General features: G+C 61.3%; 20 protein-coding genes, 1 tRNA gene and 1 pseudogene. 6 read left to right on the top strand and 16 right to left on the bottom strand.

Features of this window, described 5'->3' with window-relative positions; translation table 11 throughout:
• Positions 1-198 precede the first annotated feature (198 nt).
• From traJ to RSO41_RS15425, 9 genes and pseudogenes are all read right to left on the bottom strand, one after another.
• Positions 199-576, bottom strand: coding sequence for a conjugal transfer transcriptional regulator TraJ (traJ, locus tag RSO41_RS15465; RefSeq protein WP_315620084.1), 378 nt, complete (start codon positions 574-576; stop codon positions 199-201).
• A gap of 909 nt (positions 577-1,485) precedes the next feature.
• Positions 1,486-1,733 (bottom strand): annotated as a pseudogene (locus RSO41_RS15460) (type II toxin-antitoxin system RelB/DinJ family antitoxin).
• 113 nt (positions 1,734-1,846) lie between these two features.
• Positions 1,847-1,999: a hypothetical protein gene (locus RSO41_RS15455; RefSeq protein WP_315620082.1), complete on the bottom strand. Its 153-nt coding sequence runs from the start codon at positions 1,997-1,999 to the stop codon at positions 1,847-1,849.
• The gene (locus RSO41_RS15450) at positions 1,992-2,234 is read right to left on the bottom strand and encodes a type I toxin-antitoxin system ptaRNA1 family toxin (RefSeq protein WP_315620080.1); all 243 of its coding nucleotides are present in this window, start codon (positions 2,232-2,234) and stop codon (positions 1,992-1,994) included. Before RSO41_RS15450 ends, RSO41_RS15455 begins: the two co-directional genes overlap by 8 nt.
• A gap of 64 nt (positions 2,235-2,298) precedes the next feature.
• Positions 2,299-3,897 (bottom strand): P-type conjugative transfer protein TrbL, encoded by a 1,599-nt coding sequence (gene trbL / locus RSO41_RS15445; RefSeq protein WP_315620079.1) that lies wholly within the window; start codon positions 3,895-3,897, stop codon positions 2,299-2,301.
• Positions 3,898-3,907: 10 nt separating this feature from the next.
• Complete coding sequence (gene trbK / locus RSO41_RS15440; protein ID WP_315620077.1) at positions 3,908-4,159, bottom strand: entry exclusion lipoprotein TrbK; 252 nt, start codon at positions 4,157-4,159, stop codon at positions 3,908-3,910.
• Between the two features lie 7 nt (positions 4,160-4,166).
• Positions 4,167-4,934: a P-type conjugative transfer protein TrbJ gene (trbJ, locus tag RSO41_RS15435; RefSeq protein ID WP_315620075.1), complete on the bottom strand. Its 768-nt coding sequence runs from the start codon at positions 4,932-4,934 to the stop codon at positions 4,167-4,169.
• Positions 4,935-6,714: 1,780 nt separating this feature from the next.
• On the bottom strand, positions 6,715-7,776 hold the full coding sequence (locus RSO41_RS15430; RefSeq protein WP_315620074.1) for a site-specific integrase: 1,062 nt from the start codon (positions 7,774-7,776) through the stop codon (positions 6,715-6,717).
• Between the two features lie 97 nt (positions 7,777-7,873).
• Positions 7,874-7,950: transfer RNA gene (locus RSO41_RS15425), tRNA-Ile, on the bottom strand.
• Positions 7,951-8,187: 237 nt separating this feature from the next.
• Here RSO41_RS15425 and RSO41_RS15420 point away from each other — a divergent pair.
• From RSO41_RS15420 to RSO41_RS15400, 5 genes are all read left to right on the top strand, one after another.
• Positions 8,188-10,299 carry a TonB-dependent receptor gene (locus RSO41_RS15420; RefSeq protein ID WP_315620073.1) on the top strand — a complete coding sequence of 704 codons (2,112 nt, stop codon included), beginning with the start codon at positions 8,188-8,190 and terminating at the stop codon, positions 10,297-10,299.
• 195 nt (positions 10,300-10,494) lie between these two features.
• On the top strand, positions 10,495-11,250 hold the full coding sequence (gene fhuF, locus RSO41_RS15415; protein WP_315620071.1) for a siderophore-iron reductase FhuF: 756 nt from the start codon (positions 10,495-10,497) through the stop codon (positions 11,248-11,250).
• Positions 11,247-12,188: an AraC family transcriptional regulator gene (locus RSO41_RS15410; RefSeq protein WP_315620070.1), complete on the top strand. Its 942-nt coding sequence runs from the start codon at positions 11,247-11,249 to the stop codon at positions 12,186-12,188. Before fhuF ends, RSO41_RS15410 begins: the two co-directional genes overlap by 4 nt.
• Before the next feature lie 105 nt (positions 12,189-12,293).
• Complete coding sequence (locus RSO41_RS15405; protein ID WP_315620068.1) at positions 12,294-14,375, top strand: TonB-dependent siderophore receptor; 2,082 nt, start codon at positions 12,294-12,296, stop codon at positions 14,373-14,375.
• A 138-nt stretch (positions 14,376-14,513) separates the two neighbouring features.
• Entirely contained in the window at positions 14,514-15,353 is an 840-nt protein-coding gene (locus tag RSO41_RS15400; RefSeq protein WP_315620067.1) for a sterol desaturase family protein, read from the top strand.
• Positions 15,354-15,397: 44 nt separating this feature from the next.
• On the opposite strand, the gene RSO41_RS15395 is transcribed toward RSO41_RS15400, so the two are convergent.
• The 7 genes from RSO41_RS15395 to RSO41_RS15365 form a co-directional block, all read right to left on the bottom strand.
• Positions 15,398-17,191, bottom strand: a complete 1,794-nt coding sequence (locus RSO41_RS15395; RefSeq protein ID WP_315620066.1) for an ABC transporter ATP-binding protein — start codon at positions 17,189-17,191, stop codon at positions 15,398-15,400.
• A 148-nt stretch (positions 17,192-17,339) separates the two neighbouring features.
• Positions 17,340-19,334 carry a Fe(3+)-hydroxamate ABC transporter permease FhuB gene (gene fhuB / locus RSO41_RS15390; protein WP_315620064.1) on the bottom strand — a complete coding sequence of 665 codons (1,995 nt, stop codon included), beginning with the start codon at positions 19,332-19,334 and terminating at the stop codon, positions 17,340-17,342.
• The gene (locus tag RSO41_RS15385) at positions 19,327-20,202 is read right to left on the bottom strand and encodes an ABC transporter substrate-binding protein (RefSeq protein WP_315620063.1); all 876 of its coding nucleotides are present in this window, start codon (positions 20,200-20,202) and stop codon (positions 19,327-19,329) included. The genes fhuB and RSO41_RS15385 overlap by 8 nt, the downstream gene beginning before the upstream one ends.
• A gap of 47 nt (positions 20,203-20,249) precedes the next feature.
• Positions 20,250-22,646: a TonB-dependent siderophore receptor gene (locus tag RSO41_RS15380; protein WP_315620061.1), complete on the bottom strand. Its 2,397-nt coding sequence runs from the start codon at positions 22,644-22,646 to the stop codon at positions 20,250-20,252.
• Between the two features lie 104 nt (positions 22,647-22,750).
• Positions 22,751-23,767, bottom strand: a complete 1,017-nt coding sequence (locus RSO41_RS15375; protein WP_315620060.1) for a FecR domain-containing protein — start codon at positions 23,765-23,767, stop codon at positions 22,751-22,753.
• Positions 23,768-23,769: 2 nt separating this feature from the next.
• On the bottom strand, positions 23,770-24,294 hold the full coding sequence (locus RSO41_RS15370) for a sigma-70 family RNA polymerase sigma factor (RefSeq protein WP_315620059.1): 525 nt from the start codon (positions 24,292-24,294) through the stop codon (positions 23,770-23,772).
• A gap of 201 nt (positions 24,295-24,495) precedes the next feature.
• Complete coding sequence (locus tag RSO41_RS15365) at positions 24,496-25,107, bottom strand: superoxide dismutase (protein ID WP_315620058.1); 612 nt, start codon at positions 25,105-25,107, stop codon at positions 24,496-24,498.
• A gap of 233 nt (positions 25,108-25,340) precedes the next feature.
• Between RSO41_RS15365 and RSO41_RS15360 the strand changes: the two genes are divergently transcribed.
• Positions 25,341-26,108, top strand: coding sequence for an ATP-binding cassette domain-containing protein (locus RSO41_RS15360; protein ID WP_315620057.1), 768 nt, complete (start codon positions 25,341-25,343; stop codon positions 26,106-26,108).
• Positions 26,109-26,110 lie beyond the last annotated feature (2 nt).

Here is a 26,110-nt window from a genome sequence, read left to right as displayed (position 1 = left end):
GCCTAAAGCATCCCAGACTATTTCACGTGAGCCTTCCGTAACCGTACATCGTGCCGCTTCTGATGTCATCAGCCTAATAGCACCAGATCTACGATGTTAGCCCCATGATGCGCCGCTCAAGAACTTGAATCTCATGTTTTCTCTCTCAGTGGGAGTCGATAGGGAATTGGGTTGGCTCTCCAATTTTAGCAGCTAAAATCATCGCGGCTGCATCAGCACGGCTTGCATGACCCTGCTCATCTCTTCCTGACCCTCCTCAATCCTTTCCATAGCCACCTTGATCGTCTTTTCTATCTGGGCCTCGCTGAACTGCTGTAACCGCTCATCATTGCTAAGCCACATCTTCAACAAGCCCCCCAGGCGGCCCAAGTCTGCCGAAATTTTTGCCAGCTCATCGACTTTCTCGTAATCCAGGATGCCTCGCACCTCGAACCCCAGCCCGAGCTGACGAAGGTAGGCCGCACTGGATAACCCGGCAGCCCTGGCTTGCGCTTCAATCTGCTCCTTCTCATCAGGCAGGCAGTAAACCTTGATTGGAGGGCTACTCTTCCGCGTTACCTGCTTTCCATCGTCCATCTTCTATTCGCTCCTGACTTGCTTTCCGCTGCGGCAGCAGCGACCAGCGGTGGCAGCCGCTAGCCTCGCAGAGCAAGATGCCCGTTGAGCACGAAGTGCGAATAAGGGGAAAGCGAAGTAGGAACCACCAGCTTGCCGGTGGGCCTACTTCGCCCATCTTGCCCGCTTCCGCATCCCTATTACTCCAGGGAAGGATTGTCGATTTTCTGGCCAACCATGTCCGAACCCATTGTCTACATCGCTTTGGCCCACCGAATGGGCGAAAAATCGCCTTTTTCTATGTCTAGCAGGGATTGAATCGGAGTCTAGTCGGATATCAATGGCGGTATAATCGGATTGTAATCGGGATTCCCTTCCAGCCATTCCAGCCCCTCAAATGTCAACAAACCTATCTTTGCACCCATTTTAATTGGGACAAACTCCCGATTATCCCGCGTCAGCGGGATGCAGCGGGGGACGACGTGCTAGGCTTGTACTCGGCATGTGCTTGAGGGAATACAGGATGACAATGCCCTATTGGCAGGCTGCCATACCGCTGTTGATGCTGTGGGGGCCGTTTATAGCGTTCATCTGGGTAGTGAAGCGGAGACGGTGAGTCTAAATTGCCCAAATCCGGCGAAGGTGGCCCCGCACGCGACTCGCCACGACCGCGCGCCCTCGCAAGCTCGGGCAGCGTACGGCCGTGTCTCGCTTGTGCCTCGAGAGCAGATCGGTTCCCGATGTTTCACCTCGCCCCCTAAAACCCGTTTTGTGTGGAATAAAAAAGAATATCATCCTATAATGGGGAATAACCCTTTGATTTACGGTCATAAGCAGCTATACCGGCAAGGGGCTTGTCCATATCCTTGCCACGCTTCTGGACCTGCTTTACATCTCGCTTGAACTGGCTGGAACGAACTGGGGTCAGCATCAGATGCCCAGGTCCTCGAACTGCGCATCCGTGCTATCAAAGCGCTTGCCCTTGCCGGCATCCAGCTCTTCCAGAGCCTTGGCCGTGGTGGCGTTCGGCACCTGCACGGCAAATGGCAGGCGCTTTTCGTCGGCGATCAGCAGACGGTAGCGTCGAACACGGACAGGCCCATGGCCTCCAAAGCAGCGGTGGCGGGCTCTTTGGTTTCGCTGTCGATGCGGGCTCGGACCACGGTATCAACGCTCATGGTTTTCTCACCTTTCTGATGTGGCTACGAAGTAGCTACATTGTTACTGACATATGGGGGGCATCCTCACTTCGGGGTGATCTTCCTTGATCCAATGTCCAGCCTCTACCCGTTCAGCTTTCGGAGGCCAAATGACGACGGCGCTTCAATTCGGCGCGCATCCACGCCGAAGCCACGCGCATCTCCTCCATCAGTGCATCGAACTCACTAGGGGTCAATTGACGTACAGGCTCCTCGTAGCCGTTCTTTATTCGCTTGTCAGTCATTGTATTCCTCCATTCCTATCGCCTCCTGAAGGGCTACTTTAGCTACCACGAAATCGTCTTCTTTCGCTAGACCAGTTTCAGCCTGATAGAACAGTATCGTACACATGTTAGCGACAGCTTCAGCGATAGGTGACACCTGGTTAGCCGTTTCCTGGTCAATCCAGCTCATGGAACCTAGTTCTGTCGCTACATGATGAACGATCCGGCTGACTTCGATATTATCCATTCCTTCCATGACTCACCTCTCTACCAGGTGGTTGTGGGAATGCGGGCCGGTGTTGCCTCACCGGCCCGCATGCTTACCGCTCTTTGTCCCGAAAGGCTGCGATTTCTGCCTTGGGGTCGAAGGCACTTTCACCGTCCTCAGCGCTGGAGCATTCTTGTCCACCAATACTGTCGCCATCAAAGGAAGTGGCCTTGTCATTAGAGCCACTGGAGTCTGAGCTGCCAGGGCTGGAGCTATTGGCTTGGCTGGATTGTCGAATCGCGCTGGCAACCTTTCCACCCATCGTTTGGTTAACGCGGTTCTGAGCGTTACCTTTCAGATTGTCCCTGGCCACCTGAAAGGTGCCTTTCGCCAGGTTGGCGCCAGTATCGGCTGCAATGCGCCCGGCACGGCTCATGCTGCCACCGGATGAGGATGATCCACCGCCATTGTCACTCCCCATCAAGGGAGCGGCCATGCTGTCGGTTAGATCATCCCCAAATGCTGACTTACCACTGGAGGGGCCGCCTCCCGACGGGCCAGCACCTGGTTGGCCACCCCCCGTGGGAGGTGTCATGCCACCACCAGGGCTACCACCACCTCCGCCACTGAAGCGGGACATCACATCGCCGCCAGAGCTGACATTGTTCTGCGCAGCCTGAAACGCTGATTTGAGGGCTGACGCGCCGCCCGCTGCATTACTGGCCCCGGACATCAGGGCCTTCCCGCTCATGGCCGCCGCCGTCGACGCCACGCTCGCTGCTCCCATGGCTGCGCCCATGGCTGAACCAGTGCTTATATTCCCAATGCCGGCAGATGCGGCACTACCACCACCGGAGGCAATGCCAGCAACGAGAGGGGGGACCTTGTTCACCAGAAACAGTAGGCAAATAGACACAACCAACATTACCGCCAGCTCTTGGCTGGCCATGGTATCGCTCATCTGATCATAGTAGTGCTCTAAAAACGTCTTTCCTATAGCAACTATCAGCACCATAGCCAGGAGCTGTGCAGCGATATTTAGTATCGACCTGTAGTAGTTGATCGCAATGTCCGACGTCCAGCGGGACCCACCAAAGCCTAAGAAAAAAACGCCCGCATATAGCAAAACCCATGTTGAGACTAACAAAAGCAACAAATTGACAGCTACAATCGCCAGAACAACAAGAATAGCGATAGCCATGCCTTCCATTGCAATTTTTGTCCCAAACTGCCTCCAGCCCAGCTCTTTAGTGGCCTCAATCGTACGGTCATAGAGTTGAAACCCAAGATCAACGACCTCCGATGGGCCTAGTTTTCCATTTGCAAGACCTCCCGCCTCGGCTCCCAGATGTTGTAGTGAATCAACAATGGTGCCAGCAATATTGAGGCCAGACACGGCATTGGCCAGAATCCACCAAAAGAAGCCTGTAAAAACAATAAACTTGATGGCCTCTGCAAAAAACTCACCAAAATCGGCACGCCTGACGGCCATGATCCCGAACGTCCAGACCATCGAGATGGCCACCAACATCCAAAATAGGCGACTAGCAGCACTCTCGATCGCCTCCGACCATGTTGAGGCTGACTCATAGAATCGATGCAAAACATCATTCATCACGCCACTACTGTTCAATTCTTGAGCTGACACAACCTCAGGAACCATAAGAGCAGCTATCGAAATAACAAACAACCTGCAACCTAGTTTGCTCATAACGCCCCCTTTAAAAATCATCTTTCGGGCTGGCCTTAAACTCCCACTCGCGCACCTCTTCCTCTACTTGATATGACCGACATGCATCCTCAAACTCACGCCTAGCGTTATCATTAACTATCTCACCAAAATTTTTTTGATATTCGTCACCTGTACATGCTTCCCGACTTGGCTCCGGAACCTCGGCATTACCACCTTCACACCCTGCAAGGAGAAAGGTGCTCAGAAACAAAATAAAAACAGTAGATTTCAGTTTCATCATGCATATCTCAAAAATCGTCTTCCGGACTAGGCTGATATTCCCAATCACGCAGTTGTTTTTCACGCGCCTCCCCTCTGGCTAGCGCATCTAACTCGGCAGCATTTTCCGTTGCAACCGCAGCTTGTTGTGCGACGAACAGCCCCCGCAATTGCAGGAGCTGATTGGCCTGTTGACTGGCAATCTGGTTCGCGTACTGGATCGCCTCCATTTGCCCTTCCGCCCCTTGAGCGGCGGCCTGTAGGCGCTCAAGCTGCTGAGCGTCCTGTTGTAGGCTGGCTTGCTGCTGATCGATGCCCTCGAACAGCGCATCATTGGCCCGTTTCTGTGATTCGGACGCCAGGCGACGAACCTCATCCAGTTGCTCCCGCTGGGATTCTGTACAGTTCCCAGGGCTACTAAAGCACGGTGAAGAGCGGTAGTAGTTGATATCCTGGAATCGCTCGAGGTAGCTATCCAGGTCCCCCATTTGCTGTTTGTAGTGTTTCAGCGTGTTGGTGGCTGCCACCAGGTCGTTCATCGTCCGCTGCGCTTCATCCCAAATGTAAGCAGCCGGGACCAGCGAATTTTTCAGTTGCAACTCATATTGATGTAACTGCTTCCGGTATTGATCAATCTGCTTTTTCGTTTGCGCGATATTCTCCATCGCGGTCATGGTGGTTTGCGTGATGTTCGCAACGTCAACAGTGGGGATACCGCTCGAGTAAGCCGGCATCGTGAATGTGGCAAGCGAGAGCGCTATGACCATTTTATTTGATAACAAATTAAAAACCTTCATAGTCAGACCTGATCACCTCAAAAAATAAAACCATAACCAATGGTAATCACTGTTCGATTATCATCGTCACTAGACTGTCGGCCTGACTAGTGCGGTAATGACCTTGGCGACACCGAAGCCCGGTCTTTTATCTTACAAAAATTACGATGTCATCGACCTACTTTCACCCTGCTCCCCGGATAAAATATAGAGAGTTCTCTAGTTCCAAACTCCGGGCGTATCAGTCACCAACCAGACTGTTCTCTGGTATTGCCCATGCTCCCCGCGCACCTTCTCCATATATAAATACCCCGCCTCCTCCAATTCTCTTAACCCTGTCCGCGTGGCATCTCTACCAGTTTTTTTCTGCTGTGATAAATGGGACAGCCGAAGTTTCCAATTATCCGGAAGAGATAATATATAAGTCAGGAGCCCTAAGGCTTTCCAGGAAAGCTTAGAATCTTGAATAATCTCGTTTGGAAGAGTCGTAAAATTTGAACGAACCCTTCTCAGAATTATTGCTCTCTCATCCATTGCATACCCCTCATGACCTTTCGATAAGTTCCGCGACTTCACTCGCCTGAAAGTATACTCTTCTCCCCACCTTTCGCTTCGCTGAATTCCACCGCAATGCAAAATCAGACTGGCCTCGCAATGCAATCCGTAGGCCATCAGGGCTTCTTTTTAGCAGCTCTGACAGGTCACTTAGTGATAGTAAAGGTCCATAGCGTTCCAACAATTGCTCTTCAATACTCATAACCTCCTCCCAACAACCCAAGCTATTCTCACACTCCTATTATTTACGACAAACAAATCGAAATTTCAAGGAGCAATATAGTAAATCAAGAAAGAGATTTCTTTCGTTTTAGCCGCTAAAATTTTATCCGTTATATCGAGAAACACTATATCCAATATCTGACTACTTCACTGTGCCTTCTTAGATTGAATACGCCTCGCGGTTAGTGAGCCTAATCTTGCCCAACCAGCGCTCCTTGCTCTGTTTACAGGTGATGTGGTTCACCAGCCCGGCAGAGTCAGGCTTACCTAGCGAACACAGGGGGACGTGCTTAACAAGCATCGGTTCCAGCACCAAATTTTAGCGGCTAAAAAAACACAACCTCCCTTGGCTGCACCACGTGTTCAACACCTGATACTTCATGGGGTCATTCCTTCCTGGCGTACAATAACGGCGAATGCCGTTCATCTAAGTAGTTATTAGTCTTAGTATTTTCTACCCTCTATCTTTTCTACCCTCTGTATTTATTAGAACTGGATTTTCCGCCTACGGACTATCCGGAGTCTGATTTGCCGCATTCGGAAAACCCGAACGTGGTGGATCAGTCTCATAGTCGCCTTGACGATCAGTAACTAGCTCATGTGGTGCACATCTCGCAAAACAAAGGCGGAAAAAATATTTACCTAACATCTACCCCCCATCAGAGCAATCCACCTAACGGTTTTAGCAGCTAAAATCTTCGCTAAACAGCCCCTCCGCAGCAGTAATAGTAGTAATAGTATTACTACTATTACTACTACTCCAGGAATCAAATGCCTTTCAGCATGACACAATCTATATCAGTCGCTATCGACCATGCTCCAGCTGCAATAGCAGCCAGCCATCACTTCCTGGCGTCATAAACAAGGGTGGTTGGTACTCGAGGAATTTGATCAGCAGTCCCGTTCCTGGTGGCCACCAGCCAAGTGACCGACTGCAGGGCGCCGTCAACCTTTTCCGTAAGCACAGCCTATCGCATGGTACTTTACAAATGCGGCGGCATGGCGATGCCAAAAGGCCAAGCGGCTAAGATTCAGCCATCCTATCCAGCTTCTCCACCAAGTCTTCTGCCCTCAGGTGGGTATACCGTCTCAGCATCTGCATCGACCTGTGACCACTGATCGCGGCGACCTCCTGGTCGGACAGTCCCGCCTCTACCAGCCGGCTGACAGCTTCATGGCGTAGGTCATGAAAGCGGAAGTCATCAAGTCCAGCCTTCTTCTTCGCCTGGTTCCAGAGCTTGGTGTAGGCGTAGGGGCCGCGTTTTCCGTCCCTGCCAGGCTCACCAAAGAACACCAAATTACAGTCCAACGGACGCACCGGGTTGTTCAGCGCTTGCTTGAACACCTCAGTGGCGGTCTGGGTCAGTGGCACCAGGCGAGCTTCGTTGTTCTTGGTGTCGGTGAGACGCACCACGCGGCGTTTCACGTCGACCTGTGCTCGGGTGAGGGTCAGGATCTCGGACGAGCGCATGCCCGTCTCCAGGGCGATTCTAGCGACCCAGGCCAGCATGGGGTTGCTGTGCTGCCGTAGCACGGCGAACAGACGCTTCTCCTCGTCGGGGCTCAGGCGCCTGTCGCGGCCTTCTCCAGGGCTAGGTTTGCGGATGTTCTGGACGGGGTTGTAGGTCAGGCCGAGGCCCCATTCCTGGATGGCCACGGTATAGAGATGGCCGAGCAGGGCGAGTTCCAGGCGCACGGTATTGGCGCTGATAGGCTGGCCACGATGGCCAATGCTGTTCAGGCGGGTGTCACGGAAGTTGGCGATCAGCTCCGGCGTCAGGGCCGCGAGGGAATACTTTCCCAGGTGCTCGGTCAGCGTGCTGGCCTTGTGGCGCTCGCTTTTCTGGGTGCTGGGCTTCTTGGTAGGGGTAACGTCGGCTAGGTAGCGCTTGAGCGCGGCTTCGAGCGTCATGCGCTCCGAGGCGCTGCGCTGGATATAGACGCCACGCACCATCTCGTCTTCGGTCCGGCGTGCCCAGTCCTGAGCGTCTCGTTTGGTACGGAAGGTCTTGGCGGTGGTGGGCCAGCCGGTCTTGCGGATGACGGCTTTCCAACTACCGGCAGGGGTCTTGACGATGGTGGCCATGAAAGTCTCCAGGAGGCTGAAGGATCGGCACTGTACCGAAACTGTACCCTTGGACTATGGGACTCACCAGAGATAATTCGTAAGATACTGATTCCATTGGTGGGCCCAGCTGGACTCGAACCAGCGACCAAGGGATTATGAGTCCCCTGCTCTAACCAACTGAGCTATAGGCCCGTATCAGCGGCTGCGTATGATATCGAAAGCCGCCGGCCGAGGCCAGTGGCGATTCGCTCCGGTGCGACCAGGGATAACGTGGGGCGCGGTATCCCGTGGCGTGCGACGAGCCCCCATCCACCGTTGACTCTCCTTCACCGTTGATAATGCTTATCAATGGCATATTTATTCTCTATAATCCCGCCCGTCCCGAAACATCACGTTCCGTTCAGATCAACACAATTCACAAGGCACGACATGCATTCCATACGCTTGACGGCCGGACTCACGGCACTGGTCGGCGCCCTGCCCGGCCTGGCGCTGGCCCAGGATACAACCGAACAAGACACCATGGTGGTGGTCGGCTCCCGCACGCCTTCCGAGATCAGCCAGATTCCCGGTGCCGTCTGGGTGATCGGCCAGCAGGAACTGCAGGACCAGGTGCGCGCCGGCGCCGATCTGAAGACCGCGCTCGGCAAGCTGGTCCCGGGGCTGGATCTAGCCCCCCAGGGGCGCACCAACTACGGCCAGAACATGCGCGGACGCACCGCCCAGGTCCTGATCGACGGCGTCTCGCTGAACAGTTCGCGCGGTATTTCGCGGCAGTTCGATTCCATCGATCCCTTCAACATCGAGCGCATCGAGGTGCTTTCCGGCGCCAGCAGCCTGTATGGCGGCGGGGCTACCGGCGGCTTGATCAACATCATCACCAAGAAGGGCGAGCGCGAAGGCTTCCACCTGGCTACCGAGACCAGCGTGACCTCCGGCTTCAACGACGATGACGACCTGAGCTACCGCCTCGCCCAGTCGATCAGTGGCGGCACCGAAGACGTCAAGGGCCGCATCGCCGCCGCCTACGAGGACAATGGTCGCCACTACGATGCCAGCGGCCGGGAAATCTTCCCCGACATCGCCCAGACCGACCTGCAGGACAACCGCAGCATCGATGTCATGGGCAGTCTCGATGTCTGGCTGGCCGAGCAGCAGACCCTGAAAGTCGCCGCACAGATCTACGAATCCGGCTACGAGGGAGATCGCGGCGTCTACTTCCCCCACCTGGATGCCGCCACGCCGAACCTCGACGACGCCGAGATCCGCGACGGCTATGACTCCGATCGCGATCCGGCTACCGACCGCAAGATGGTCAACCTGCAGTACCACCATGGCGACCTGCTGGGCCAGGACTTCTACCTCCAGGCCTACCACCGTGAGGAAGAAGCCAGTTTCCAGGCCTTCCCCTATCCGGTCGCCGGCGGCTACCAGTTCAATGCCTCCAAGCAGGACACCGACCTTTCCGGGCTCAAGGCACTGTTCGATGCCGACCTGACCGACAGCCTGTCGTTGACCTACGGGCTTGACCTGGACCGCGAGTCCTTCGATGCCAACCAGATGCCCTTCAACAAGGCGGTTTCCGACGCCAGTGGCGGCCTGGTGCAACGGGGTAACGAGACCGAGCCGCGCTACCCGAGCTATCAGGTCGACGGCCTCTCCGCCTTCGCCCAGAGCGAGTGGCAGGTCACCGAGGGGCTGCAGCTCGCCGCCGGCGTGCGCCAGCAGCACATGGACGTCGAGGTCGAGGACTTCCAGGGCATTCCCGGCGGCGAGAACGACTATGACGCCACCCTGCTCAACGCCAGCGCCCTCTACGACTATGGCAACGGCCACCAGAACTGGCTCCAGTTCAGCCAGGGCTTCGAGCTGCCCGACCCGGCCAAGTACTACGGCAAGAGCGCCGAAGTGAGCGTCGCCGAGAATCCGCTCTCCGCCATCAAGACCGATCAGGTCGAGATCGGCTGGCGTTATCGCGGCGCCGACTGGATGACCCAGGCGGCCCTCTACTACGCCTGGTCCGACAAGGCCGTGGAGAACGCCGAAGACCTCAGCGTCAGCGTGGTCGAACAGAAGAAGCGCGACTACGGCTTCGAGGGCTCGGTGACCCGTTATTTCGACAACGGCTTCGAGGTCGGCAGCACCCTGCACATGGTCCGTTCCGAGCAGGAAAACGACGCTGGCGACTGGGAAAAGCGCGACGCCCGCTATGCCTCGCTCTCCTCCGCGACCGCCCATGTCGGCTGGCATGACCCGAACGGCGAGCGTTCCGCGCGTCTCCAGGCCAGCCATGCCTTCGACCTGGAAGATGCCGACGACCGCGAGATCGATGGTTACACCACCCTGGACCTGTCCTTGAGCCAGCGCCTGCCGGTGGGCGAACTCAGCCTCGGCGTCTCCAACCTGCTCGACGAGCAGTACTCCACCGTCTGGGGCCAGCGCGCGGCGATGTTCTACTCGCCCTACTATGGCCCGGAGTACCTCTACGACTACCAGGGACGCGGACGCACCTATACGCTCGGCTGGTCGATGGCCTACTGAGCCGCGACCCGCATGCGCCAGCCGCCCGGCACACTGCCTGGCGGCCACCCCCGGGGACGACACCAGTCGTCCCCGTTTTTTTGGCCCGCCCATCACGGCATACGGGGGGCACGCACCGTGCGCCTGGGAAGGTTATTTTGATAACGATTCCCATTTGTTTTACTATTCCGACACATCCACCTTCGACGGTGTCCCATGTCCTTCGCGCTGTCATCGCTGTACATCGGTCCCATGGAGCAGTTGACGCCACCGCGTGTCTCGCCCCATGCCGCGTCCGATACCATTGCGGCCGCCGACTTGCTGGACCCGGCGCGTCTCGACGCCTTGATGGCCGGTTTCAGTGCCCGCTATCCCGGCGGCGACCGCCGCGCCCTGGTCTCGTTATGGACGAAGTGGCACTTCGCCACCGTGGCGTCCACGACCCTGGCCGCCAACCTGCTCCTCGAGCGTGACTTGCCCCTGGCGCTGGACGACCTGCGCCTGATCCTGGCGCCGGAGGGCCATGTCGCGGGCCTCTGCCTCAAGAACGAGGGCCGCCCCCTGGCCGAGCTGGAGGGCACCGCACGCTTCTCCACCCTGATCGATGACCACCTGACACCGCTCATCGAGGGCCTGGCGGCCTATTCCGGGGCCTCGCCCAAGGTGTTCTGGAGCAACGCCGGCAACTATTTCGAGCACTTCACCCAGGCGGTGCCGATGCACCCCATGGCCTCGGCGATGACCGCCGAACCCGCCCAACAGCTGCTGGCCTCTCGGAAGCTGGCCGACGGACGACGCAACCCTCTGTACCAGCCCGTTCGCTACGTCGATGCCGCCAACGACGACGCGGGCGCCAGTGCGCCCAGGCGGGTACGCCGGCTGTGCTGCATTCGTTATCTGATCGACGAGCTCGGTTACTGCGGCAACTGTCCCCTGGAGTGCCGTGGACGCCGCCGGGCGGAGGCGAGATGACCCGCCTCGCTGCCGAACGTCAGCGCGTCCGGGCCCATACCTCGCGGGACCTAAAGGCCTACGGGCAGCGCTACGGCATCGACTACCATTTCCCCGACCTGGGCGCCCGACCGCGTACCGTGGTGCGCGGTCGGGTGCAGGAGCTGACACCCGGGCCGGGCATGCAACTGGTGGCTTCCGATATCGAGGTGCTGGAGCGCTACGACTCCCGCTCCCGGGCCCCGGCACCGCTATCGATCATCGTCATGCTGGATGGCGAGGCCGAGGTCAGCCTGGCGCAGCAGCGCCTGACCCTGCGGCCCGGCATGGCGCTCAGCGTTCAGCTCGACGAGCGTCATGGGTTGAGTGCCGTGCAGCCCGCCGGACAGCGCATCCGCGCCCTGACCCTGGGGCTCGATGAATCACGACTGAGCACCCTGGTCGACGAACCGGTCCCCTATCAAGGATCGAGAATGCGTGCCTGGCACCTGCCGGCCACGCTGCGTCATGCTCTCGAAGAGGCCATCGACTCACCACTGGAAGGCGCCGCACAACGCCTGCAACTCGAAGGGCTGAGCCTGCAGCTGCTGGCCCACGGCCTGCCCGCTCCCCACCGGGAGGCAACGACGTCCCAGCCGCCGGGGGAGCGGCAGCGTCTCGCGCGAGTTCGCGAGGCATTGCGTGCCGATCCCGCCCGGGAGCATCGCCTCGAGTCCCTGGCCGAGCTCGCCGCCATGAGCCCCGCCAGCCTCAGACGAAAATACCGCGCCGCCTTCGGCAACAGCGTCTTCGACGACCTTCGGGAATGCCGGCTGGACCTGGCCCGAGCGTACCTGATGCGCGGCTTCAGCGTGCAACAGGCCGCGCACTTCTGTGGTTATCGCCACGCCAGCAACTTCGCCACCGCCTTCCGGCGACGTTACGGCATCTCGCCGAGTTCCCTCTCCGAGCATCTCTGAGCACCACGCATAAAGATGTGATCGCCCCGCATAGCTCAAGGCACCGCCTCGAAAGTAATAATTCTCATTACACTGATCACACATCGTTCCGACAGGATATCCTGCATGATCCGACCCACTCCCCTGGTGCTCGCCGTCGCCCTGGCGGCTTCCGGTAGCCCGCTGGCCGTCCAGGCCCAACAGACCGAACAGCTCGGCACCGTGACCGTCACCGGCACGGCGGCGACCAAGACCGAAACGCCCTTCAACGAGACCCCCCAGGCCACCTCTCGGGTCGAGCGCGAGGACTGGGAGGAGAAAGGCGCCGAGACGGTGCAGCGCGCCCTGAACTACACGGCGGGGGTCTACGCTAACCAGGTCGGTGCCTCCAATCGCTACGACTACATCGTGATGCGCGGTTTCTCGGACGGCAGCCTGAGCAACACCTTCCTCGATGGCCTCAAGCTGATGGGCGATGCCAACTCCTACAGCTCGCTGGTCGTCGACCCCTACTTCCTGGAAAGTGTCGAGGTGGTCAAGGGGCCGGCCTCGGTGCTCTATGGCCGGGCCTCTCCCGGGGGCCTGGTCTCGATGACCAGCAAGCGCCCCGAGTTCGAGGATAGCGGCGAGGTCCGCGTCGGCGTGGGCAACAATGCTCAGCGCAGCGCCGCCTTCGATCTCACCGGTCCGCTGGACGAGGAACGCCGCGTCGCCTTCCGCCTGACCGGCAAGGCCAGCGCCGCCGATACCCAGTTCGGCCCGGTCGAGGAGAAGCGTTATGCCTTCGCCCCGCAGTTGACCTGGGACATCACCGATGCCACCAGCCTGACCCTGCACGCCTATCTGCAAGAAGACCCCGAAGGCGGCTATCACTCCGGCGTTCCCTATGAGGGGGCGGTGGAAAGCCGCAACGGCCAGAAGATCGACAACACCTTCTTCGATGGCGAGGATGATTACGACAAGTTCGAGCGCACCCAGCGCCTGATCGGCTACGACCTGGAGCACCGCTTCAACGACGACTGGACGGCCCGCCAGAAGCTGCTCTATCTCAACACCGACGTGACCCTCAATCAGGTCTATGGCTTCGGCTGGGCCAACGACACCGAACTCAACCGCTACTATTCCGGCGGCGAGGAGTCCATGGAAGCCTGGACACTCGACAACCAGCTGCAGGCCGAGCTCGAGACCGGTGCCGTCGAGCATACGCTGCTGTTCGGCGCCGACTACCAGCAACGCGAGAACGACATCAGCTGGCCGTCCGGCGCCTTCCCGCCGCTGGATGCCTTCGACCCCGAATACGGCGCCGAGCCAACGGCCATGTACGCGCCGACTCGCGAGAAACACGAACTCAGCCAGGTCGGCGCCTATGTCCAGGATCAGATGGCCATCGGCAACTGGCGCTTCTCCCTCGGCGGCCGCTACGACTGGGTCGATATCGAGAACACCACCAAGAGCACCGGCGATACCAGCGAACTCGATGACACTCAGTTCAGTGGCCGCGCCGGCCTGCTTTACGCCTTCGACAATGGTGTATCGCCCTACGTCAGCTACTCGACCGCCTTCACACCGACCAGCTTCGTCGATGTCAACGGCGACCTGCTCGAGCCCATGGAGGGCCAACAGCTCGAGACCGGGGTGAAGTTCCAGCCCCGAGGCACCCAGGACCGCTACAGTCTGGCGCTGTTCCATATCGACCAGGAGAACGTCGCCACCAAGGAGCAGCCTACCGATCCTTATGAAGCCATCGGCGAGATCGAGTCCCAGGGGGTCGAGCTCGAGGCTCACACCCGGTTGACCGACAACCTGCGCCTGCAGGCCAGCTACAGTTTCACCGACATCACCTACGCCAAGAGCGACGACGGCAACGAAGGCAACCGCGCCATCTACGCACCGCGTCACCAGGCATCGGTCTGGGGGCATTACCGGTTCGACGACGGGGCGTTCGCCGGTCTCGGCGCCGGCCTGGGGGTCCGCTACCGCGCCGATATCCAGGCCGACCGCGCCAACACCGAGCAGGTGCCTGACTACACCCTGGTCGACGCCGCCCTGAGCTATGACTTCGCCAACGCCGGCCTGGACGGCGTCACCGCACGCCTCAACGTCAACAACCTGATGGACAAGGAGTACGTGGCCTCCTGCAACTCGCTGCAGTACTGCTACTTCGGCGCCGAACGCAGCGTGAAGGCCACCGTCAGCTACGATTTCTAGGGCGCTGACACATTACGGCACTAGAAACCCTGCCCCGCCCCCCGATGCGGCCCTGTCGCATCGGGCTTGACCTCGTCCCGTCCCTGGCGACACTGGAGCCAAGGGCTCCGCCCTGTTTCACGGCAACCGGTGAACGCCATGGTCGACACGCTGCTTTCGCATGAACCGACGATACGGCTCGGCATCTTCACCGGGGTCCTGGTGGCGATGGCGCTCTGGGAAATCGCCGCACCGCGCCGCCCCCAGCGCTACCGCCGCTGGCAGCGCTGGCCGCACAACCTGATGATCGTGGTAGTCGACACGCTCGTGCTGCGCCTGGTCTTCCCGCTGGCCGCGGTCGGGGCCGCCCATGTCGCGGCCGAGCATGGCTGGGGCCTGTTCAACGCGCTGACCTCGCCGGGCTGGCTGGCGGTTCTGGTGTCGTTCGTGGCATTGGACATGGCCATCTACTTCCAGCATCGGCTGTTCCATGCCGTGCCCTGGTGCTGGCGACTGCATCGCATGCATCATGCCGATCTCGAATTCGACGTGACCACGGGACTGCGTTTTCATCCCCTGGAGATCCTGCTCTCGATGGGCATCAAGCTTGCCGCGGTGACGGCGCTGGGCGCCCCGGTGCTCGCGGTGCTGATCTTCGAGGTCGTGCTCAATGCCACCTCGATGTTCAACCATGGCAATGTGCGCTTGCCCGCCTCGCTCGACCGACGCCTGCGGCGGTTCGTGGTGACGCCGGAGATGCACCGCGTGCATCACTCGATCATCCCGCGGGAGACCGACAGCAATTTCGGTTTCAACCTGCCCTGGTGGGATCATCTCTTCGGCACCTACCGCGCCCAGCCCGCTGCCGGCCACCTCGGCATGACGATCGGCCTCGAGGCGTTCCGGGACGCCCGTGCCCTCAGGCTGGATCGCCTGTTGCTTCAGCCGTTTCTCGACGACAGTCCTCGTGGCCCGAGCGACAAGACCCCTCGCTCCTGAACGCCGCACCACCGGCCGCACCGGGTCACGACATCGATCCCGCTTCAGACCGACAGCGCCGCGCCGGCCTCGCCGGTCTGTACCCGCCACTGGGTGGCATAACGCCCGTCCTTCGCCAGCAGCTCATCGTGACGACCGCGCTCGACGACGCGGCCGGCCTCGACGACCGCGATTTCGTCGGCATGCACGATGGTCGAGAGCCGATGAGCGATCATGATCACCGTGCGGCCGTGACCGATACGTGACAACGAGCGCTGGATGGCCGCCTCGGTCTCGTTGTCCACGGCGCTGGTGGCCTCATCCAGCACCAAGATCGGCGGATCCTTGAGCAAGGCTCGGGCCAGCGACAACCGCTGGCGCTGGCCGCCGGAAAGCCGCACGCCCCGCTCGCCGACCGGCGTGTCGAGGCCTTGCGGCAACGTCTGGATGAAGCCCCAGGCCTCGGCGGTACGCGCCGCCTCGATCACCTCGTCCTCGTCGGCCTCGGGGCGGCCATAGGCGATGTTGTCGCGCACCGTGCCCTCGAAGAGATAGACATCCTGGCTGACCAGGCCGATGGCCTCGCGCAACGAAGAAAGGGTGAGCGTTTCGGTCGGCTGGCCGTCGATCAGTACTCGCCCTTCTGCCGGATCCTGGAAGCGCAGCAGCAACTTGATCAGTGTCGACTTGCCCGACCCGGTGGCCCCCACCAGGGCCAGGGTATGGCCGGACGGCACCTCGAGATCGATAGCCTCGACACCGGCTGCAGACTCGGCATAACGAAACCCCACGCCTTCGAAGCGCACCGCACCACGCACCGGACACGCCAGTTCGATACCACCGGCATCATGCACCTGGATCGGCGTGGCCAGTAGATCGAGGATACGTCGGGTACTGGCCATGGCCCGCTCGAACAGGTCGATCACCTGGGCCAGGCCGGTCAGTGGCCACAGCAGTCGCTGGGTCAAAAACACCAGCACACCGTAGGCGCCGACATTGAGATCGCCGCGCAAGGCCATCATGCCGCCCACCGTGAAGGTCGCCAGGAAGCCGGTAAGGATCGCCATGCGGATCACCGGGATAAAGGCCGAGCTGATACGAATCGCCCGGCGATTGGCCTCCACATAGGCCTCGCTGGTCTGGCGCAGACGCTCGGCCTCGCGCGCCTCGGCGGTGAAGCTCTTGATCGTCGCGATGCCCGCCAGGTTGTTGGACAGCCGGCTGGCCAGTTCGCCGACGCGCTCGCGGACTTCCGCGTACAGCGGCCCGGCCTTGCGCTGGAAGAAGAAGGCTCCCCACACGATCAGCGGAATCGGCGTGAAGGCCAACAGCGCGATCAGCGGCGACAACACGAAGAACACTGCCCCCACCGCTACCACGGTGACCCCGACCTGGATCATGGAATTGGCGCCGCCATCGAGGAAACGCTCGAGCTGGTTGACGTCGTCGTTCATGATCGCCACCAGGCGCCCCGAGCTCTGCGACTCGAAGAAGCTCATGTCGAGACGCTGCACGTGTTCATAGGCATCCTGGCGCAGTTCAGCCTGCAGCCGCTGGGCCAGGTTGCGCCACAGGATCTGGTAGAGATACTCGAACACCGACTCGCCGGCCCAGATCAGGAAGGTCAGCACCCCGAGCACCAGAATCTGCTCGCGGGCCGTGGTGAACCCCAGCCCGGCGACGAAGCTGTCCTCCTGGTTGACCACCACATCGATGGCCACCCCGATGAGGATCTCCGGGGCAATATCGAACAACTTGTTGATCACCGAGCAGATCGTGGCGACGATGATGTGCCGCCGATGCCCTCGGGCGTAACGCAACAGGCGTCCCAGAGCCTGAAAACTGCTCCTGCTCGACATGCGTGGTTCTCCATGACAACGCAATGATGCTTGACCCGATGGCCCACGGAGCCACCGAGCGAGATAGGGGGCTACCATACCCTGTCGACGGATTGCTGTCCCGTGGCGACAAGCGGGTTCAGCCCCCCTGCAACGGCGCGCCTTCCCTTCACCCTCGGCGCCACCCAAGTCCCCACATGAAGTAGGCTCCACCGAGCAACGAGGCGATGACGCCGGCGGGAATCTCGTCGGGAAACAACAGCTGCCGACCCAGCCAATCGGCGAGCACCATCAACAAGGCACCGACCAAGGCCGACCCGGCGAGATGCCACCCTGCACGGGAAAAGCCCATCAGGCGTGCCATATGAGGACCCAGCAACCCGATGAAGGACAGCGGCCCGACCACCAGGGTGGCGCTGGCCGTCAACAGGGCCACCAGCAGAAGCAGCGTCAGGCGGGCGCGGCTCAACTGGATGCCCAGCGCCCGGGACATGGGGCTGCCCAGGGGCAGGATGTCCAGCCAACGGGCGAAGGGCCATGCCGCGGCCCCGAGCCCACCGGCGAGCAGGGCCACGACAAGGGCGCTCGTCGCACTGGAATGATAGGTCGACCCGGCCATCCAGGCGATGACCTCCTGCCCCCGAGGATCGCCGTTCACCAGCAGCACGCTCCGCACTGCATCGAAAAGCGCGCCAATGGCTACCCCGGTGAGCAAGAGCCGCGATGGCGTGAAGCCACTCCGGCGATTCATCACGACCAGCAGCCCCAGGGTGATCAGCGCACCCAGCGTACCGAGGCCGATCAACAGCGGTTGCGTCGGCGACGGCAACAGGAAGATCCCCAGGACCAGAAAGATGGCACTGCCACCACTGATGCCGAGCACTTCGGGGCTGGCCATGGGATTGGCGGACAACCGCTGCAGCACGGCGCCGGCAATCGCCAGCATCACCCCGCTGGACGCCGCGGACAACATCCTCGGCCAGCGCCACTCCGCCAGAGACCAGGCATCCCCCGATAGCCAGTCCCACCCCCGCTCGTCCTGCCCCAGCCAGACCGCCATCACGACGGCCACCGCCAGGACAATCGCCAGGCGCAATGCGAGCCGCCCCGGCATCGAATGACGTGCGCCCAGCGACGGCGTTGTCTGGCTGGGTCGTCCCTGCTCGAGATGCAAGCGCGGTATCAGCCAGAGCAACAGGGGCGCGCCCAATAGCCCGGTGATCGCCCCGGTAGGCAACATGGCGGCGATCAGTTCCCCGCCCAGCTGCTGCAACAGGAGATCCGTCGCCGCCAGCATCAGGCCACCGAGCGGAACGCCCCAGCACAGGCGCTGCTTCAGGGAACGTCCGCCCGCCATTCGGACGATGTTCGGGGCGGCCAGGCCGATGAAGCCGATCACGCCGACCACGCTGACGATGCTGGCAGTCAATGCCACCGAGATGCCCAGCCCCGCCAGACGCAGGGTCCGCAGCGAGACGCCGAGACTTCGGGCGCTGGCGTCATCCAGCTCCAGAATCGCCAGGGGACGCAGCAGCCAGCAGGCGGCGATGGCCCCAACCAGCAGCCTCGGCCAGAGAAAGGCCAGGTCGTCCCAGCCGTTCTGCACCAGGGAACCGGCGCCCCATATCAACAGGCCAACGAGCGACTCGTGGTGGAACAGCAATAACGCCGTCGCCACCGCGCCGAGGTAGAAGTTGACCACCAGGCCCGACAGTACCACCACCACCGGCGCCAGCCCCTGACGCCAGGCCATCAGAAACACCAGCCCGACGGCCAGCCCACCGCCGGCCAGCGCGACCCACTCGCGCCCCAGCACCAGCAGTCCCGGCGCCAGCAGTCGCGCGGCCATCAATGCCAGGCTGGCACCGGCCGCGACCCCCAGTGTGGTCGGTGAGGCCAGCGGATTACGCAGCACCTGCTGCATCAACACGCCGGCCAGCGCCAGGCCGCCTCCGGCCAGCAAGGCCATGAGCAGCCGCGGCCACCAGGCGTAATGCAACAGCAACTGCCCGGTGTCCTGAGGGGAAGGCGAGAACAGGGCGCCAAGATCGGCGATGAGTCCCGCGCCTCCCCCGAGGCGCCAGAGCGACAAGGTCAGGCAACCCGCCCCCAGCAACAGACAGACTCGAGCGGGCGACACGCTCGTCAGAGCGCCATCAGCCATCGCCAGCGACCTCCCGGACACCCGCCAGGGCCTCTACCAGGCCCTCGGCGAACCGGTTCGCCGAGGGCAAGGTGCCGGCGATCCAGAACGATGAGGGCAACACGATCGTGTCACCGCGCCGTACGCTGGGCAGGAGTCGCCACATGCCGCTGCTCGACAGATGGCGTTCGATGCCGACCGGCAAGGCACCTTCGATGATCACCAGGCGCGCCTCCATCGTCAGCAGCTCATCCAGCCCCACCAGGGTGTATCCCCATTGATTGGTCGAGCCCTGCCAGGCGTTCTTCATTCCCAGTCGCTCCAGCACGGCCTGGAACAGGCTGTGTTCGCCATAGACCCGCAGATGCCGCTCGTCCTGCAATTGCACGACCAGCAGCGGCGGCACCTGGCCGTCGAGACGCGATGCCAGCTCATCGAAATGCTCCGCTGTCTCGCGTATCAATCGCCGGGCCTCGGGCGCCTTGTCCACCAGTTCCCCGACCTCCTCGGTGAAGGCGCGCATGCGCGGCCAGAAATCGCCTTCACCTCCCGCATAGGGATAGTGGTCGAGCCGTGCCGTCTTGCCGAGCCGACTCATGAGCGCCTCGCGATGCCGATGCCGCGGAGGCAGCAGGATGCGTCGCGGCGACAGTCGATCCAGCAACTCGAGGTTGGGTAGCGTCTGCACGCCGACATCGATGATCTCGGATGACGCGTAGGTGTCTCCCGTCCAGTCATGGAAGGCGTGAACGCTCCCCATGGCGACAGGCGTCACGCCCAGCGCCAGCAGCGTCTCGGCAATCCCCCAGTCGAAGGTTGCCACGGACCGCGAGGTCTCGGCCCACCCCGGGGCGGACACCACCATCAGGAGCAGGCCGAGCCATGCCACGCGGTGCCTTGAACCGTGCCATATGCCGCGCAAGCGCATGTCGCGGCTCAATAGCGGTATTTCATGGTCAACATGAAGTGACGTGGCTCACCGAAGTAGTTGTGCTTGGTGATACCGCGTACCGTCGAGTAGTACCGCTTGTCGGAAAGGTTCTCGCCGTTGAGCGCCACATCCAGGTGCTCATTGAACCGATAGCCGAGCATGGCCGAGTAAGTGGTATAACCGCCCTGTTCGATCCGGGCATCCGAGGTTTCGGCATAGGTGCCGCTGACCGCGTTCACACCGGCACCGACCCGCCACCCCTGATCCGGGTCGTCGCTGAAGCGATAACGCGTCCAGAGGTTGAGATTGTGCTTCGGCGTGTCCGGCGAAAAGGTCAGCCCCTGGTTGTTGGCGTCGCGAACATAGTCGGTACGGGTATAGGCATAGCCGACGGAGACGTCCCAGCGCGGCGAGAGACGGCCATTGATTTCCGCCTCGAAGCCCTCGCTCTCCACTTCGCCAACGGGAATCGAGAAGGCCGGGTTGTCGGGATCGGTGAAGGCCCGATTGGTGTCCTCGATGTGAAACACCGCGGCATGCCAGTTCAGGGCACCATCGCCGTGGGCTCCCTTGATGCCCAGTTCAACCTGATCACCCTCGCGCGGTTCGAGCGTATCGCCATTGCGGCGCGTCGCCGTCTGAGGCTCGAAGACCCCCGTGTAACTACCGTAGAGATTGAGGTCGTCATTGAGGCGATAGATCAGCCCCAGGTAGGGCGTGAATTCGGTACCACTGTCACCGGTGTCATTGTTGGTCGTTTCCCACCAGGTAACGCGACCGCCCGCCGCCAGCGTCAAGTCATCGGTAACGTTCAATCGAGCCTGACCATAGGTCGCCTGCTGTTCGGTGCTCGCCTGCAAGGGGTTCCAGGACGGGAAAGTCGGCTCGGGCGTATCGTGAACGGGATCGAAGAGGTTACCGGGCCGATAGAGCGGATCGCCGAAGGCATAACGCTGATCGATCGAGACATCCTGATAGCTGGCTCCGACAACCGCCTCATGCGAGCGCCCGAAGAGCCGGAATGGCGACTGCAGTTGGGCCTCGAGGTAATCATCCTGCTTCTCCAGATCCCAGGCGATCTGCCGAGTCGCGAAGTCGCCGGTGATCGGGTCCGCCGGCAACACCCCCTCGCTGCTCTTTCTCAGGCGCGTTTCGCGCTCGAGACGGTTGGCCTTGACGGTAAAACGCCCTCCATTGTCCAGCCGATGCGCCAGCTCGGCGAAGTAGCGCTGGGCATTGCCGGTCTGGCGATCCCAGAGGGAACCGAGATAGGTCGAGCGATCGACGTTGGCCAGGCGACCGTCACTGAAGGCGGGTATCCCGGAATGCGGACGAAATTCCTCATCCTGAAGGGTCGCACCGATCGAGAAGGTCGTGTCCGGCGTGATGTCGTACTCGAGCGTGCCATAGCCGATCCGGTTGTCCGAGTCGACATGATCGATAAAGGTGTCACGATCATCGAGAACGCCCACGAGCCGACCACGCAGCCGCCCTTCGTCGTCCAGGGCGCCGGTCACATCGACCACGCCGCGATGGGCCGCATCGGATCCCGCCGACAGGGTCAGCGACGCCTGTGGATCGGCCAACGCGCGCTTGCGTGCCAGGTTGATGGTGCCACTGGGCTCGCCGGTACCGTGCTGAATGCCCGCCGGGCCACGCAGTACCTCGATCCTGTCGTACAGGGCGGTATCGAAGACGCCACTGCCCTCCCAGGCGCTGCCCACGTCCTGGACGGGGCTGCCATCGACGAGAAAGTAGTCGGTGACATAACCACGGGCCTTGATCTCGTACTGGCTCGGCCCGTAGTTCTGCACGGTGATCCCGGTGGTCCGGCGCATGGCGTCCGCCAGGGTGGTGAGGTTCTGATCATCCAGGCGTTCCCGGGTCAGCACGCTGACCGACTGCGGCGTTTCCTTGATCGAGCGCTCCGCCATGCCGATGGTGGCTCGACTCGCCGCATAGGAACCAGAGTCTTCCGTGGACACCCGCATGGCCCGGTCGCCCACCACCTTCAACGTCGAGAGCGTCATGTCGGATGAGGCCGACCGTTCGACCAGCCGGTAACTGCCATCCGGCTGGCGTACCACCCGCAAGTCGGTATCGCGCAGCAACCGGCTCAACCCTTCCTGAACGCCGAAGCGACCCTGCAATCCAGGGCTGCGACGCCCTTCTCCCAATGCGCCGACACCACTGAGATAGATCCCCGACTGGCGCGCAAACCGATTGAGCACCTCTCCCACCGGTCCAGCGGGGATGTCGTACTGTCGAGCCTCCGGCCGCTCGGTTTCCTGGGCCAGGACGGACGCCGGAACCGACAAGGCCGCGAACGCGCTCCCCATGGCCGCGACGTGAACGGTCAGGGCCAGGGCCCGGGATCGCTGTCGAAACGGATGCTTGGGCATGAATGATTCCCCTTGCTCATGCGTTGTCGTTGGTGATGTACCAGGGAATCGAACGGCAACGCCGGAAGGGGAACCGAAAGCGTGATTTTTTACCTCTCGACCGATTACTCCGTCACGGACGCCACTCGGTCGGGCTCGATCTCGACCCAGAACGGCATGACATGGCGCACCCGTACCGGCAGGGTATTGTCGATCATGCGCAGCGACTGCTTCAGGTCTCGCAGGGGGAAGGCGCCGAGCAGCGTCTGGTCGGCCACTTCGGGCGCCACACTCAGGTACGCATGATGGTAGCGTCCGAGCTCCTCGACCAGTTGCCCGAGCGGCATGCCATCGGCCAGCAGTACACCGCCGGTCCAGGCATCCCGGGCCGGCTCGACAGGCGTCGGGCTGGCCACCGAGCGTGACGTGTAGCTCGCCTGTTGCCCGGTCTCGACCACCCGGGAGGCCTCCAATGCCTGATCGGCGGCTCGTGGCCGTATCGTCACGGCTCCCTCGAACACCGACAGGGTTTCATCACTGTCGTCCAGCCGAACATCGAAACGGGTACCCAGGGGCGTCAAGCGGGCACTCGGTGTCTCGACGACCAGGGGCCCCCGGCCGGTATCGATCAGCACCTCGCCACTGACCAGTTCCAGCCGCAGGCCACGCGAAGCGTCATCGACATTCACCGCGCTGGCGGTGTTCAACCACAGCCGGCTGCCATCATCGAGGGTAATGCGCCGAATCTCGCCGGTGGCAGTATGGTAGTCGGCGCGCCAGCGCTGCGCCAAGTCGTCGATGCCCATCGGCTGCCAGGCCAGCCCTGTCAGCACGGCTACGGCCATCAGGCTCGCCAGTCCGTTCCACAGGCGCTGCCTGCCCGTGCGCCGACGCCGCGCCTCGGCAATCACACCGTTCGCCGCCTGCCGATCATCGTCTTCGAGTTCACCACCGAGTCGCTGACTGACCGCCTCGATACGGGCCCAGGCCCAGCGATTCTGCGCGCCACTGTCGTGCCACTCCCGCCAGGCGTCGCGCTGTGCTTCGGTCATCTCGCCGGAACGCCACTGCGCAAACCACTCTGCCGCTTCGGAGAGCGCGCGACGGCGCTCCGCACGCCCCATGCCCTGCTCATCGGACATGCTCAGGACCCCTCGTCCAGTCCCGAGTCGATCAGCGCGCACTGCAGCACGGCCTGCGCCATGTATTTCTTCACCATGCGCTCGGACACATTCAACTCCTCGGCAATCTGTCGATAGGGCTTGCCCTGGAGTTGCGAGCCGATGAAGGTAGCAGCGACCTTCTCGGGCAGGCGCTGGAGCATGGCATCGACCTCGCACAACGTCTCGAGAACGATCTGCTGGTGCTCCAGTGACGGCACACTCCCTTCGGGACGCGCCGCCAGCGTCTCGCGCCAGGCCCGCTCGATGTCCTGACGACGCCAGTGATCGACGCAAAGCCCCTTGGCCATCACGCTCAGGTAGGCACGCGCGCCCTCGAAACTGTCGAAACGACGCGGCTTCTTCAGCAACCTGACGAAGGCGTCCTGAGCCAGGTCGGCCGCCGTGTCGACACACCCCAGGCGACGGCGCAGCAGGCCCTGCAACCAACCGTGGTGATCACGATACAGGTAAGCGAGTTGATGATTCTCGGTGTACGGTCGGGACATGGCGTCATCCAACGGCAGGCGGAGCAAGACCTAGCACCGCCTTAATAATAACAATTATTATTACTATCCATTGCCACACCGAGACTGTCAATTCTTCCTGCCGACCACCTTCCCGACACGAAAACGCCAGGGCCGGCGAAGAACCGACCCTGGCGAATCCAGTAACACCGCGCCCGCTACAGGCGCGATTCAAGCGATGCCTCAGGCAGTGGCGGCCTGGTAGCGACGCTCGACTTCGTCCCAGTCGACCACGTTGAAGAAGGCCGCGATGTAATCGGGACGCTTGTTCTGATACTTCAGATAATAGGCGTGCTCCCACACGTCCAGGCCCAGCACCGGGGTGTTGCCGTGCATCAGCGGGCTATCCTGGTTCAGGGTGTTCTCGACCACCAGGCCACCCTGCGGCGTCACGCTCAGCCAGGCCCAGCCGCTGCCGAAGCGCGTCAGAGCTGCCTTGGTGAAGGCATCCTTGAAGGCGTCGAAGCCGCCCAGTTCGCTGTCGATGGCCTCGGCCACCTTGCCCTTCGGCTGACCGCCGCCCTGCGGCGACATCATCTTCCAGAACATGGAGTGGTTGGAGTGGCCGCCGCCGTTGTTGATCACGGGCTGACGCTTGTCGTCGGGCACGCGATCGAGATTGGCGACCAGCTCGTCCACCGGCACTTCCTCGAGGCCGGTACCCTCGAGCGCGGCATTCAGATTGTTCACATAGGTCTGATGGTGCCGCGTGTGGTGGATCTCCATGGTCAGGGCATCGATATGGGGTTCCAGGGCATCGTACTGGTACGCAATCTCGGGCAGTGAATGCGGCATGATGAAGCATCCTCCTCGTTGATGAATGGTCGCGGAACCGCGACTCGGCGCATACAAGAGTATGGCAAATCAGGACCCTAGACACTAACGCAAAATGATTATCCATTTTCCATAGAATTTCTTCATCGCTCCCATCGAGCGAATATTGATAACCATTCTTATCTGCTTTAGGCTAGCCGGGCGCGAGGCGGTCGATGACGCTCTCGCGCTCCCCAAGAGATGTGGAGTCCATCATGTTCGAAGTCAAGGCCGCGACGTTCGAAGTCAACGGCAGCCGGCTGTTGCATCCCACCGATCTGAGCTTTCGCGAGGGCCAGGTCTACGGTCTGATCGGCCATAACGGCTCCGGAAAATCGACTCTGCTCAAGTTGCTTGCCCAGCAGCAACCCGCCAGCTGCGGCGAAGTGCGCTTCGACGAGCGCCCCCTGGTCGACTGGGGCAACCGCGAGTTCGCTCGCCAGGTCGCCTACCTGCCCCAGCATCTACCCAGTGCCGAAAACCTGACCGGTCGCGAGTTGATCGGCTTCGGCCGCTATCCCTGGCACGGCCTGCTCGGGCGACATACTCGCGAGGACCACGATCAGGTCGAACGTGCCATCGCGCTCACTCATACCCAGGCATTCGCCGACCGCCTCGTCGACACCCTCTCCGGCGGCGAGCGACAGCGCGTCTGGCTCGCCATGCTCCTGGCCCAGGGCAGTCGCTTCCTGCTGCTCGATGAGCCCCTGGCGGCGCTGGATATCGCCCATCAGGTCGAGGTCCTGGCGCTGGTACGCCAGCTCTGCCAGGAACTGGGGCTGGGCGTCGTCATCGTGCTGCATGACGTCAACATGGCGGCGCGCTACTGTGATCACCTGGTGGCGCTGCACAGCGGCCGGATTCTCGCCCAGGGCAGCCCCGGGGAGATGATGCAGGATGCCACCCTGGAAGCCATCTACGGCATTCCCATGCGCGTCATGTCCCATCCCGGTGGGGAACATCCCATCGCCGTCGTTCATTGATC

Origin of the sequence: Halomonas sp. I1 (assembly GCF_032334135.1) — a bacterium.
Lineage (GTDB): Bacteria > Pseudomonadota > Gammaproteobacteria > Pseudomonadales > Halomonadaceae > Halomonas.
This window is presented reverse-complemented; position numbering and strand designations above follow the sequence as displayed.